The organism is Aeromicrobium sp. CTD01-1L150 (genome assembly GCF_041951745.1).
Lineage (GTDB): Bacteria > Actinomycetota > Actinomycetes > Propionibacteriales > Nocardioidaceae > Aeromicrobium.
In genome coordinates this window covers 3448432-3461060 of sequence record NZ_CP169555.1, presented here as the reverse complement: position 1 = coordinate 3461060, position 12629 = coordinate 3448432, and the positions used below count along the sequence as shown (strand labels likewise).

At 69.0% G+C, this 12629-nt stretch carries 11 protein-coding genes; 5 read left to right on the top strand and 6 right to left on the bottom strand.

The genetic code is table 11. From position 1 onward, the window contains the following. Positions 1 to 47: 47 nt before the first annotated feature. On the bottom strand, positions 48 to 1142 hold the full coding sequence (gene pstS, locus ACEVFP_RS17120; RefSeq protein WP_375000656.1) for a phosphate ABC transporter substrate-binding protein PstS: 1095 nt from the start codon (positions 1140 to 1142) through the stop codon (positions 48 to 50). A 202-nt stretch (positions 1143 to 1344) separates the two neighbouring features. Here pstS and ACEVFP_RS17115 point away from each other — a divergent pair, with 202 nt between their 5' ends. Together ACEVFP_RS17115 and ACEVFP_RS17110 are read left to right on the top strand one after the other, a co-directional pair. Continuing rightward, the gene (locus ACEVFP_RS17115) at positions 1345 to 1947 is read left to right on the top strand and encodes a TetR/AcrR family transcriptional regulator (RefSeq protein ID WP_375000655.1); all 603 of its coding nucleotides are present in this window, start codon (positions 1345 to 1347) and stop codon (positions 1945 to 1947) included. Then, on the top strand, positions 1944 to 2654 hold the full coding sequence (locus tag ACEVFP_RS17110; RefSeq protein WP_375000654.1) for a GAP family protein: 711 nt from the start codon (positions 1944 to 1946) through the stop codon (positions 2652 to 2654). The genes ACEVFP_RS17115 and ACEVFP_RS17110 overlap by 4 nt, the downstream gene beginning before the upstream one ends. 10 nt (positions 2655 to 2664) lie before the next feature. Here ACEVFP_RS17110 and ACEVFP_RS17105 read toward each other — a convergent pair whose 3' ends face one another. Further along, positions 2665 to 3618 (bottom strand): NUDIX domain-containing protein, encoded by a 954-nt coding sequence (locus ACEVFP_RS17105; RefSeq protein ID WP_375000653.1) that lies wholly within the window; start codon positions 3616 to 3618, stop codon positions 2665 to 2667. 51 nt (positions 3619 to 3669) lie between these two features. Here ACEVFP_RS17105 and ACEVFP_RS17100 point away from each other — a divergent pair, with 51 nt between their 5' ends. Further along, positions 3670 to 4716, top strand: coding sequence for a hypothetical protein (locus tag ACEVFP_RS17100; protein WP_375000652.1), 1047 nt, complete (start codon positions 3670 to 3672; stop codon positions 4714 to 4716). A 23-nt stretch (positions 4717 to 4739) separates the two neighbouring features. Here the strand turns inward: ACEVFP_RS17100 and ACEVFP_RS17095 are convergent, their stop codons facing one another. The 4 genes from ACEVFP_RS17095 to ACEVFP_RS17080 are packed head-to-tail and all read right to left on the bottom strand — an operon-like array spanning position 4740 to position 10749. Further along, positions 4740 to 6917, bottom strand: a complete 2178-nt coding sequence (locus ACEVFP_RS17095; RefSeq protein WP_375000651.1) for an RNA degradosome polyphosphate kinase — start codon at positions 6915 to 6917, stop codon at positions 4740 to 4742. A 47-nt stretch (positions 6918 to 6964) separates the two neighbouring features. Beyond that, positions 6965 to 8779, bottom strand: coding sequence for a bifunctional sugar phosphate isomerase/epimerase/4-hydroxyphenylpyruvate dioxygenase family protein (locus tag ACEVFP_RS17090; protein WP_375000650.1), 1815 nt, complete (start codon positions 8777 to 8779; stop codon positions 6965 to 6967). Beyond that, positions 8776 to 10269 carry a tripartite tricarboxylate transporter permease gene (locus tag ACEVFP_RS17085; RefSeq protein WP_375000649.1) on the bottom strand — a complete coding sequence of 498 codons (1494 nt, stop codon included), beginning with the start codon at positions 10267 to 10269 and terminating at the stop codon, positions 8776 to 8778. Before ACEVFP_RS17085 ends, ACEVFP_RS17090 begins: the two co-directional genes overlap by 4 nt. Before the next feature lie 9 nt (positions 10270 to 10278). Next, positions 10279 to 10749, bottom strand: a complete 471-nt coding sequence (locus ACEVFP_RS17080; protein WP_375000648.1) for a tripartite tricarboxylate transporter TctB family protein — start codon at positions 10747 to 10749, stop codon at positions 10279 to 10281. A 143-nt stretch (positions 10750 to 10892) separates the two neighbouring features. Here ACEVFP_RS17080 and ACEVFP_RS17075 point away from each other — a divergent pair, with 143 nt between their 5' ends. Together ACEVFP_RS17075 and ACEVFP_RS17070 are read left to right on the top strand one after the other, a co-directional pair. Then, entirely contained in the window at positions 10893 to 11639 is a 747-nt protein-coding gene (locus ACEVFP_RS17075) for an IclR family transcriptional regulator (protein ID WP_375000647.1), read from the top strand. Beyond that, positions 11636 to 12601: a tripartite tricarboxylate transporter substrate binding protein gene (locus tag ACEVFP_RS17070; protein WP_375000646.1), complete on the top strand. Its 966-nt coding sequence runs from the start codon at positions 11636 to 11638 to the stop codon at positions 12599 to 12601. The genes ACEVFP_RS17075 and ACEVFP_RS17070 overlap by 4 nt, the downstream gene beginning before the upstream one ends. The last annotated feature ends 28 nt before the right edge of the window (positions 12602 to 12629 follow it).

The window sequence follows — 12629 nt, the reverse complement described above, 5'->3', positions numbered from 1 at the left end:
GGGCCCGTGGGCCCGCCGGATGCGACGGGGCCCACGGGCCGATGGGCTCAGCTGCCGGAGATCGTCTCGATCGCGGTGGTGGCCTGGTCGCTGAACTCCGAGGACAGGGGCGCGGAGCCGGCGTTGTCGGCGGCAGTCTTCTGACCGTCCTCGCTCACGACGTAGCTCAGGAACGCCTTCACCAGGTCTGCTTCCTCGGCATCGTCGTACGTCTGGCACGCCATCATGTAGGACGCCAGGACGATCGGGTAGACGCCTTCGGTGTCGATGGCCCGGTCGACCTCGATCGCGATGTCGGTCTCGGCGCGCCCCTCGGCCGCATCGGACGCGTCCAGGACGGCCGCGGCGGCTTCGGGGGAGTACTCGACGAACTCATCGCCCACCTGGACGGCTGCGGTGCCGAGATCGCCGGCCTGGCTGGCGTCGGCGTAGCCGATGGTGCCCTCGCCGTTGGTCACGGCGGAGACGACGCCAGAGGTCTGCTCGGCGGCCTCGCCTCCGTCGATCGGCCACTCCTCGACGACGCCCTCGTCCCAGGTGCCCCCGGATGTCGCGTCGAGGTAGTCGGTGAAGTTCTCGGTCGTGCCGGAGGCATCTGAGCGGTGCACCGGCGTGATGGTCGAGCTGGGCAGATCGGCATCGGGGTTGGACTCGGCGATGGCCGGGTCGTCCCACTCGGTGATCTCTCCGGCGAAGATGCCGCCCAGGGTCTCGGGTGTCAGGTTGAGCTGTTCCAGGCCGGGGAGGTTGTAGATGACCGCGATGGGGGAGACGTAGACCGGGACCTCGACGATGTCGCCGCCGCAGCGCTCCTGTGCCTCGGTGAGCTCGTCCTCGCTGAGGAAGGCATCCGAGCCCGCGAAGGCGACACCGCCGGCGAGGAACTGCTCGCGTCCGCCGCCGGAGCCCACCGGGTCGTAGTTCACGGTGGCGTCAGGGTTGGCTTCTTGGAACCCCGAGCGCCAGGCCTGGACGGCGGACTCCTGGGAGCTGGCGCCGGCGCCGTTCAGGGTGCCGGAGACGCTGTCGCCGCCGCTGGAGTCGGAGCCGTCCTCGTTGCCGGCGCCGCAGGCGGCGAGGCCGAGTCCGAGGGTGACGGCAGCAGCGATGGGGGCGACGCTGCGCAGCTTGATGCGGTTCACGGGGGGATCCCTCTCTGGTCAGGTGTCGGATGACGGTTCGGACGCTAGGCAGTGCAGGTGTATCGGGACCGCGCAGTGGGTGAACGCAGGGTGAACGGTGACCGAAGCGTGGGGGCTCCTCGCAGGTCAGCCGCGGCGAGCCTGCTGACAGGTCCGCCGGACCGGCCCTGGTGATAGAAAAATATTTTGGTACACTTCTTTCGTGACCAAGCACGAACCCGCCGAGACCCGACGCCGCCAGATCGCCGAGGCGCTGCTGTCCAGCGTCGCCGAGCACGGCATCGCCGGGGCGACCCTGGCCGACGTGGCTGATCGCGCCGGCGTCTCCGTGGGCCTGGTCCAACGGCACTTCCGCACCAAGGACGAGCTCCTGCGCTTCGGCATCGAGCACGTCGAGGAGCAGGCCGTCGCTCGCGTGCAGGCGCTGGAGATCACCTTCCCGCTACGGGGCTTCATCCAGCAGCTGCTGGAGTGCTTCCTTCCTCTCGACCAGGCCCGTGCGCACGAGCAGCGGTTCTGGCTGACCTTCCTGCACCGGTGCTACACCGACGAGGCTGTGGCGGCCATCTACCGGGAGGCGACCACCGGGATGATCGTCGGCCTCGAGGAGGCACTGGCCGGGGCGCAACGACGCGAGGAGCTGGCCGCCGACGTCGACGTGGATCAGGTGGCACGCAGCCTGGTGGCCTTCGTCGACGGACTGTGCATGCACCATGCGGCCGACGCGTCGCTCTATCCGGCCGAGTCGCTCCCCCACCTGCTGTCCGCCCAGCTCGATCTCGTGTTCACCGGAGGTGGACGATGACCCTCGCACTCGCTCTCGCACTGGTTGCTCTCAGCCTGGTCGACAGCACCAGCTTCGGCACCCTGCTGATCCCCATCTGGCTGCTGCTCACCCCTGGCCGCATCCGTCCCGGCCGGATCGCGGCCTACCTGGGGACCGTCGCGGTCTTCTACTTCATCGTCGGTCTGCTCCTGGTGGTCGGAGCCTTCTTCCTGGTGGATGCCGTCCTCGACCTCCTCGGCAGCCTGCCGAGGGTCCCGATGCTCATCGGTCAGCTCGTCCTGGGCGTCGTCGTGGTTGCCTGGAGCTACCGTCTGGAGGCCCGCGCCAAGGCACAGGGCGACAACCCCGGCAAGCTCCAGCGCTGGCGCGCCCGGTCGATGTCGGGCAGCGGGGACGTGGGTGCGCTGACCAAGCTGGCCGTGCTGGCGGCCGGCCTCGAGGTGGCGACGATGCTGCCGTACCTGGCCGCGATCGCCCTGATCAGCGCCAGCGACCTGGGCTGGCTCGGCACTGGCGCCGCCCTCGCTGCGTACTGCCTGGTGATGATCCTCCCGGCGACCCTGTTGGCGGGGGCGCGGCTGCTCGCCCACGATCGCATCGATCCGCTGCTGCACCGGCTCAACGCCTGGCTCACCAGGAACAGCGCCAAGATGATCGGCTGGGTGGTGGGCAGCATCGGCATCTACCTGGCCCTCAACGCCGTGGTCCGGCTGCTCCTGGAGTAGCGCGCCGGCGCTACACCCGCTCGGGTGCCGCTACGGGTTGCGGCCTGCCCAGCGGCTCAGTGGTGATGACCTTCCCCTTGCGGTGGTGCACGACGACCCCACCGCCGGGCGCCAGGTCGACGTCGGGAAGATCCAGCGCCGCCCAGACCCACGGCAGGGTCGGTCGATGGGTGCAGAGCACGGTGGGCTTCTTGCGGTCGAGCAGGGCGTCCACCGTGCGGCGCACCGAGTCCGCTCGGGTGCCCTCGCCGAGCCGTTCGTCCAGCTGCACGGTCCGTCCGGAGTGCTCGGCGTAGGGCTGCACCGTCTGCACGCAGCGGACCGCCGGGGACGTCACGACGTGCTTGACGCCGTACGCCCCGAGCACGTCGACGAGATCGGTGGATTGACGCTTGCCCTTGGCGGCGAGAGGCCGCCACTCGTCGCCCTCGGCCCAGTCCTCCCGCGCAGTGGCCTTGGCGTGCCGCAGCACGACGAGGGTGCGGCTGCGGTGCCGTTGCTCGTCGCGCAGGTCCGTGAACGCCTCCAGGAGATCGATGTCGTGCTCGTAGGTGAGCAGACGGCGCGCCTTGCGTGGCCGGACCCAGCGGAGCTCGTCGACCTCCTTGTTGGGGGTGAAGGGCGGATCGGTGACACCGGTGCTGCGTGCCACCCAGTAGCTGACCACCTTGGGGCCTGCGGAGACCGTGTAGCGGGCATCGGGGAGCGGGTGGCCGAGGCGCACGACCTGCCCGGTCTCCTCGGCGACCTCGCGGACCGCGGTGGCCGTGAGGTCCTCACCGGGATCGGGCTTGCCCTTGGGGAAGGTCCAGTCGTCGTAGCGGGGGCGGTGGACCAGGAGCACCTCGACGGCCCGGCGGGCTGTGCCCTCTGCGGCCCCCGACCGGGCGGGGTCTCTCGGGGCCGAGGAGCGTCTGCGCCAGACGACACCGCCGGCAGCGGTCACCAACCGTTCACGGGCCATGGGCCGTATTGTCCCTTCCACAGGTGTCGAGCAGGTAACGGAGGTGCGGTGGTGACCCGAGCGGTCCGGACATCGCTGGTGGCACTGCTGGTCCTCCTCCTGGCCGGCGCCGCGGGATGGGCGGTGCGTCCGCTGTCACCGCCAGCGACGCCACCGCTCACAGCCGCCCTCTCGACGTTGCCGCAGGGCTCGACGATCGTCGGGTTCACGAACTGGCGACAGCTCTCCGGTGGCCCGGTGTCCTTCGGCGACCTGGGGGACCGGGACCTGGCGAGCCGTTCGGACCTCTACGGCTCGTCGGCGGCGATGGATGACCTGCTCGGCTGGTCGGTGGCCGACCTCGAGTGGGAGGTCCTTGCCCAGGGCGGCAACGCTGGCGCCGGTGTCCTGGTCGCGCAGCTCGATGCCTCGACGTCGCCGGCCGCGGTGGAGGAGGGGCTGGCCGACGCCGGGTTCACGGCGGCGGACACCACCGATGGCCCCCGGGCGTGGGAGAACGGACCCACGGAGCTCGGTGCGGCTGGTCTCAGCACCGTCATGCAGCACGTCCGGGTGCTCGGGCGGGAACGGCTGGTGGTGATGTCGGAGAGCGGGCCCGGAGCCTCGGCCGTCGTCGACGTCGTGCGGGGTGGAGCCACGGCTGTCACGCGTGACCGGGCCCTGCTGGACGTCGCCGGATCCCTGGCGGGCGCCGACGCCGTGCTCCTGGAGCGGCGCGGCCAGGGATGCGGGCCCACGTCGATGACCGACGAGGAGTCGCAGCAGCAGGCCGAGGTGGCGCTCGGGTCCGCGAACGCCTTGGAGGAGTACGTGGCCAGCGGACGCGGCCTGCTCGCCCGCACTGGTGGAGGGACGGACGCGCAGGACCTCACGTTCGCCATGCGGTTCGCCGACCCCACCACGGCCCGCGGCCAGCGGGACGTGCGGGAGTCCGTCGCGACCGGTCCGTTCATCGGGAGGACGGGGACGATCGAGCAGACTCTGAGGCTGGAGTCCGCCACCACTGACGGTGCGGTCCTCTCGCTGCGGTTCGGGCACGACCCGGAGTCCGGGATCTTCATGACCGGCTTCGGCCCGCTGCTGTTCGCGACCTGCTGAACTCGCCGGGCTCGTGCCGGACGTCAGCTCGGGTTGCCGGAGCGCCGTCGGCGTCTGGCGCGCTCCACCAGCTCGTCCTGCACGTGGAACTCCCCGACGTGCCGTCGCCATGCGCCGTCGGCGTCCAGGTGCCACGACGTGCTGTCGTCGTCGCTCATGCGCACCAGGAGGTCGCCCAGCTCGCCGACGTGCTGCTCGGTGGGCACCCGCACGAGTACCTCGACGCGGCGGTCGAGGTTGCGGTGCATGAGGTCGGCCGAACCGATCCAGGCCTGGGGCTCGCCGCCGCCGGCGAACCAGTAGACGCGGCTGTGCTCGAGGAAGCGGCCCAGCACGCTGCGCACCCGGATGTTCTCGCTCAGTCCCGGCACTCCCGGTCGTAGCGAGCAGATGCCGCGGATGACGAGATCGACGGGCACGCCGGCGCGCGAGGCCTCGTAGAGCTTGTCGATGATGCCCTCGTCGACGAGCGAGTTGACCTTGAAGCGGATGGCCGCGTCGCGGCCGGCCCGGTGGTGGGCGATCTCGGCGTCGATCCGCTCGATCAGGCCGTCGCGGACGCCGTGCGGTGCCACGAGCAGCTGTCGGTAGCCGTCCTGCTGGGAGAATCCGGACAGGCTGTTGAACAGCTCCAGCAGGTCGCTGGTGATGTCCGGGTGGGAGGTGAGCAGGCCGAGGTCCTCATAGAGCCGGGCCGTCTTGGGGTTGTAGTTGCCGGTGCCGAGGTGGGCGTACCGGCGCAACCCGTCCGGCTCGTCGCGGATGACCAGCGCGAGCTTGCAGTGCGTCTTCAGCCCGACCAGGCCGTACACGACGTGGCAGCCCGCGCGCTCGAGCTTGCGGGCCCAGCGGATGTTGGCCTGCTCGTCGAAGCGGGCCTTGATCTCCACCAGCACGAGGACCTGCTTGCCGGCCCGGGCCGCATCGACGAGGGAGTCGATGATCGGCGAGTCGCCCGAGGTGCGGTACAGCGTCTGCTTGATGGCGAGCACGTGCGGGTCGGCGGCCGCCTGCTCGATGAAGCGCTGGACACTGGTGGCAAAGGAGTCGTAGGGGTGGTGCACCAGGACGTCGCGTCGACGCAGGGCCCGGAACATGTCGGCCGGGCTGGCCGTCTCCACCTCCGCGAGATGCTCGTGCGTGCCGGGCACGAAGGGCTCGTAGCGGAGCTCGGGCCGGTCGATGTCGGCCACCTCGCCGAGGCTGCGCAGGTCGAGCGGGCCGCGCAGGCGGAACACCTCGTCGGCGCTGACCCCGAGCTCGGTGACGAGCAGCTCGAGCACCTCCTCGTCGATCGTCTCCTCGACCTCCAGCCGCACCGGAGGGCCGAAACGGCGTCGCAGCAGCTCCTTCTCCAGCGCCTTCAGGAGGTTCTCGGCGTCGTCCTCCTCGACCTCGAGGTCCTCGTTGCGGGTGACGCGGAAGGTGTGGTGCGCGACCACCTCCATGCCGGGGAAGAGCAGACCCAGGTGGGCCGCGATGACCTGTTCCACCGGGACCCGACGGCCGGGAGCCACCTCCATCCAGCGGTCGATGATGGGCGGAACCTTGACCCGGGCGAAGTGCTCCTTGCCGGTGGTCGGGTTGCGGATGACGGCGGCGAGGTTGAGGGAGAGTCCGGAGATGTAGGGGAAGGGGTGGGCCGGGTCGACGGCGAGCGGCGTGAGGACAGGGAAGATGCGCTCGCGGTACTCCGCGCCCAGCTGCTCCTGCTCCTGCCCGGTGAGGTCGTCCCAGTGGACGAGCTCGATACCAGCCTCGTGCAGCGCGGGGACGATGTCGTCGGCGAACGTGTGCGACTGCGCGGTCATCAGCGCGTGGCTCTGGGTCAGGCTGCGGGCCAGGACGTCGCGCGGGTTGAGGCCGCTGGCCGAGGGGACGGCGACGCCCGCGGCGATGCGCCGCTTGAGGCCGGCGACGCGGACCATGAAGAACTCATCGAGGTTGCTGCCGACGATGGACAGGAACCGCACGCGCTCCAGCAGTGGCAGGGAGGAGTCCTGGGCGAGCTCCAGCACGCGCTCGTTGAACGCCAGCCAGGACAGCTCGCGGTCGAGGAAGCGCTCGGCCGGCAGGGCGCCCTCGGCGGGGTCGAACGGCGGGTCGACGTCGAACTCGTCAGGGGAGGCGGGCACCTCCAGCGCGGACAGATCAATCTCCTGGGTCACGGGTCCAGTGTCCCAGCCGTAGGTGAACACCATTTGAACTGAGGGAGCCGATGGTCCGCACGGCGGCGCCACCGGAAGGTTCAGGAGCGTGACTGCGCCGAAAGGCGCACCGAGGCGTTCGCGGCGCCGTAGCCGTCGTAGCGGTCACGACGCTCGACGAATTCCCAGAACAGCTCGCCGACGGTCCGCGTGTAGAAGTGCAGGTACTCGCCGGAGCCATCGCGGTCGTAGAGGATGCCCAGCTCACGCAGGCTCTCGATGAACGTTTCCTCCAGCGCGAATCTGGCCACCAGGTCGTCGTAGTAGTTGTCCGGCACGGGGAGGAACTGCAGTCCGCGCTCCCTGGCGCGGCGCGCCAGCGCCACGACGTCGGAGCAACGGAAGGCCACATGCTGCGGGGCCTGCGCCGACACTGCGTCGGACTCGATGGCTGGCCGGACGTTCAGGGGCAGCCGCACCGCCCCGTCGGCGGTCCGCATCACCTGGCTACGCACGAAGCCTCTCGGCCCGGCCACCTGGTTGGCCTCACCGGCCTGCAGCCCGAGCACGGCGGAGTGGAAGAGCTTCGCCTCCTCCATGACCTGCCAGGGCTGGGCGAGATTCACATGGTCGATCGCGACGATGTACTCGCCGTGTGGCTGCTCGCCGTGCAGGAACTCCTGCACCCAGGTCGGCTCTTCGTCGTCGGCAGGACGGCCGGACCAGTGGATCTGCGTGCCGTCCGGCGCCACCACGGCCTCCAGCGGCTGCTCGGTGGCGTAGGTGCGTCGGTGCGTTAGGGGCACGGCGAGATCGCGGGCCCGCCGGGACGTCTCGACGGGATCCTCGACCTGCAGGCCCACCGAGGCCAGGTGCGGCCTGAGCTCACGAGCGTGCTGCTCGTTGAGTACCACCCTCGCCGGCCCCGCGGTGTAGAGCGTGACCGCCTTAGTTCGGTGCTTGCCACGACAGGTGAATCCGAGCTGGGTCAGCATCAACTCCACCTCGGCGGTGTCTTCAGCCTTGACCTCCACGAAGTCGAAGCCCGTCGGCGGCGTAGGAGCGGCGACGGAGCGCAGGTCGGCCTCTTGCGGAATTTCAACCCGCCGAGCGACCGCGTCCTCGAGCCAGCGCAGCGAGCGACGCGCGTGATGGGCGGTGCGACGGACGTCGGTCTGACGGAACGTGTCGTTGAAGACCTCCAGCGACAGCGGACCGCGATAGCCGGCCCGGACCGCGTGACCCACGAACGCGGGCAGGTCGAAGGCGCCCTCGCCGGGGAAGAGCCGGTGGTGGCGGCTCCAGGACAGGACGTCCATCGTCAGCGCGGGGGCGTCCGCCACCTGGAGGAAGAAGATCTTCTCGCCGGGGATCCGCTCGATCTCGGACGGATCGTCACCTCGCGACAGGATGTGGAAGGAGTCCAGACAGGTTCCGACCGACGGGTGGTCCACACTTTCCACGATCCGCCAGGCGCGCCGGTAGTCATCGACGAAACGTCCCCAGGCCAGCGCCTCGTAGGCGATTCTGATGCCGTACCGCTGCGCCAGGTCGCCGAGCCGGCGCAGCTGGCCTGCGCTCACCTCATCGTCGTCGATGGTCGCGGTGGCCACGTTGCTGCAGCACAGCACGAGGTCGATGCCGAGTCGTTGCATCAGCGCGAACTTGGCCGCGGCACGACGCAACACGTCCTCGAAGGCGTGCTCGTCGACCCCTTCCACGTCACGCATCGGCTGGTACATCGACAGCGTCAGCCCCAGCCGCTGTGCCAAGGCGCGGATCTCCTCCGGGCTCTCCGGTGCGGCGACGAGGTCCGGCTCGAAGACTTCGACGGCGTCGAAGCCCGCCTCGGCGCAGGCGTGCAGCTTCTCGACCAGGCCTCCGCTGAGGCAGACGGTCGCGACCGAGGCCTTCATACCTCGACCCGTTCGCGTCGGCGCAGGCGGGAGTAGGCGGCTCGCGTGAGTGTGATCACGGTCAGCGTGCCGGCGAGGATCAGGATGCCAGCGGAGATCGGCCGATCGAGGAAGATCGAGAACTCACCGCCGGACAGGATCAGTGAGCGCCGCAGTTCGCTCTCCATGATCGGCGCCAGGATGAAACCGATCACCAGCGGGCCCAAGGGCACGCCGCACCTGCGCAGCGCGTAGCCCACCAGGCCGAAGAGGACCAGCAGGAAGACGTCGAACAGCGAGGATCGGATGCTGAACGTTCCGGCGATCGCGAGCGCGAGGATGGTGCCCGCCAGCGGCAGCGGAGGGACCCGCAGGATCTGCACGAACAGGCCGATGAGTGGCAGGTTGAGGACGAACAGCACGACGAGCCCGATGAACATCGAGGCGATCAGGCCCCAGAAGACGTCCGGGTTGCTCTGCACCAGGTCGGGTCCGGGGGTGATGCCCTGGAGGATCAGGGCCGATCCGATGAGTGCGATGACCGGATTCGGTGGAATGCCCAGCGTCAGCAGCGGCACGAAGGAGGAGTTCGCGCCCGCGTTGTCGGCGGTCTCGGTGGCGGCGAGACCGTCCATGGCGCCGTGGCCGAACTTCTCCGGGTGCTTGGAGAATCGCTTCTCGACGCCGTACCCGACGACAGACGCCATGGCCCCACCGCCACCGGGCATGAGTCCGAGGAAGAAGCCGATGATCGAGGAGCGCGTGATCGCTCCCTTCAGTGCGGTGATCTCGCTCAGCTTGGGCCAGATGTTTCCCAGCACACTGACGCTCACCCCACGGAAGCGCTGTTCGGCCTGCATCATGACCTCGGAGATTCCGAACAGACCAACCGCGAGCGGCACGATACTGATGCCGTCGAGCAGGTTCGCCTCACCCAGCGTGAACCGGGGCGTGCCGGTGATCGAGTCGAAGCCGATCATGGCGATGAAGATGCCGAGTGCCGCGGAGAGCAGCCCCCGGCTCATGGTCCCGCTGGCGAGCAGGGCGATCAGCATCAACCCGAGGAAGGCCAGCAGGAACAGCTCCGGCGGGCCGAAGCCGAGTGCGAACCGGCTGAGGTAGGGGATGAAAGCCACGATGCCGAGCAATGCCACCAGGCCACCGATGAACGAGCCGACCGCAGTGATGCTGAGCGCCACGCCGGCTCGACCCTGTTGCTTGAGTGGGTAGCCGTCCAATGTGGTGACGACAGCGGCGCCGTCGCCGGGCACATTCAGCAAGATGGCCGGGATCCGGCCACCGAACATGCTGCCGTAGAAGATGCCGGCGAGGAAGATGATCGCCGTCGTCGGCTCCATCGTGTATGTGACGGGGAGCAGCAGGGCGATTGTCGCGGTGGGGCCGAGGCCGGGCAGTAGCCCGATGATGGTGCCGAGGAGCGCGCCGAGCACCACGAAGAGCAGGTTGATCGGCTCCAGTGCGACGCCGAATCCGAGGAGCAGGTTATCCATGATGGTTCCTTACGGAAGCGGGACGGCCAGCAACTGGCTGAAGAAGACATAGGTGAGCGAGGCGATGGTTGGGGGCACGATCACCGACGTCAGCCAGCTCGCGCGACCGAGCAGCTTGAAGATCACGAACAGGCACGCGCTCGTCACGGCGATGAAGGTCAGGTAGTTGAGCAGCAGCGTCCAGGTCAGCACGACGAGCCACAGGCCGAGGGCTCGGACCACGTCGACGTCACCGGTCTCGCTCTCGGTGTCGCGGACGACGAGCAGCCAGACCGACAGGACGCAGAGAGCGAGCCCGACGAACAGCGGCCAGGAGCCGGCCGCGGGACTGCTCGGCGAGCCGACGCCGTAGCCGACGGCCTTGATGCAGACCCAGACGCCGAGTGCGCTGGGGAGCAGGAACAAGCCCGTTGCGAGGTGTCGCACTGGCAGCGAGGGCAGCCTCGTGCCGCTGCCGTCGTCGACGTCAGCGTGGGTCATCGCAATCTCCGGATCGTTCGTTGCTAGGGCCGAGAACGGTGCAAGGCGCTGTCGTGGACGGCCTTTTGACAGTGGCGTGGATCACCCGTACGGTAGCACGCATGTCGCCCAGTGCAATGCATTCCATTGAACGGAATGGTGTTGTGGCACGGATCACATCGATCCTGGAGAGCTTCACTCGCGAGGCGCCCAAGCGGCCGCTCCGTGAGATCGCCGCAGCGGCCGGCCTCCCGGCCAGTACCACCCGACGCCTTCTCGTGCAGCTCGAGGAGGCCGGACTGGTGGCGCAGAACCCCGAGTCGCACCTGTACGCCCCGACGGCCAAGCTGGCCCACATTGGATCGCTGGCGATGTACAACGCATCGCTGGAGGAGATCTCCAGACCGGCCCTGCGGCGGCTCTCCGAGCTCTCGGGGGAGGCTGCCTTCCTCGGTGCGCTGCGCGGTCCGGTCGTCACCTACCTGGCCCAGGAGACGGCCGCCCGCGACGTGGTCATGATCATCCGCCCCGGCGAGTCCCGCCCGGCGCTGACCACGGCGCTCGGCTCGGTGTTGCTCGCCCACAGGATCGTCGCAGGTCTGGAGGTGCAGGAGTTCGCACGGCCTGAGATCGACCAGGCGTTCGCAGACCGCTTCGACAGTGACGTGGAGACCATGGCCCGCCTCGGGTGCGCAGTCGGCATAGGCGGTGTCTCACGGGAGTCCACGTCCATCGCGGTCCCCGTGCACATCCCCGGTCACGACCTGGTCTCAGCCATCGCGATCTCTGGGCCGAGCTTTCGGTTCGGTGTGGACCAGGCTCTCGCCTTCCTGCCGCAGATGGTGGCGGAGGCGGAGCAGATCGCCAGCACGTTCCCGCCCGATTCGCCCCTGATGAAGGAATCACCATGAACCGATCGATCCTGACGAAAGCCACGACGGCGGCTGCCGCCGCGGCCCTGTTGGCCGCCTGTGCGAACAGCTCCAACGGTGATGAGGACGGCGAGGGCGGCATACCCGGACGCGTCTCGATCGTCGTGCCGTTCGGCGCCGGTGGGTCGCTTGATACCAACGCTCGCATCATGGCTGAGTGCCTGAAGGAGAACACCGACTCCAATTGGGTCGTGGAGAACCGTGAGGGCGGCGGCGGTACGACCGGTGTCAACTACGTCCTCGACGCCGATTCCGACGGCTCCACCGTGGGTTACATCTCCTCCAGCGGTATCGCGCTGACGCCTCTGCAGGTCGACGATGCCGAGTACGCGATGGAGGACATCCTCCCGCTGACGATCGTCACTGGCGCTCCGTCGGTGATCGTGACCGCAGGAGACTCGCCCCACGAGAGCCTCGATGACCTCCTGGACTCCAACGGCGACGACCACACCCTCGCCACCACTGGCGCACTCGGTGTCTACCAGCTGGTCGCCTCGCGCCTGGCCGAGGAGTCCGACGTCCGCGCCGTGCCTTTCGATGATGCCGCGGCGGCTACCACCGCGGCGCTCGGTTCGAACGCCGACGCCGCGATTCTGGAGCTGTCTGACTCGTTGCTGGAGTACGTCAACGGCGGAGAACTGCGCGCCCTGGGTACCGGCGCCGACGAGCCGGTCGAGTCGATCCCGGACGCGGAGACCTTCGGCGAGGCCGGCCATGACCTGCCCATATCCACGAACTACGGCGTGTTCGTCGGCAGCCGGGACCTTCCGCAAGAGACCCAGGACGCGCTGAACGAGGCGTTCACCAAGTGCGCTGCCGACGACAAGGTTATCGACCGTATCGGCGAGCAGTTCGTGCTCGACCCGGTGCTGACCACTGACCCTGCGGAGGACCTACTGCAGGAGGCTCGCGCAGGCTACGAAGCAGCGCTGGGTGAATGACGGATGCCACGACATCCGGCCAGTGGGG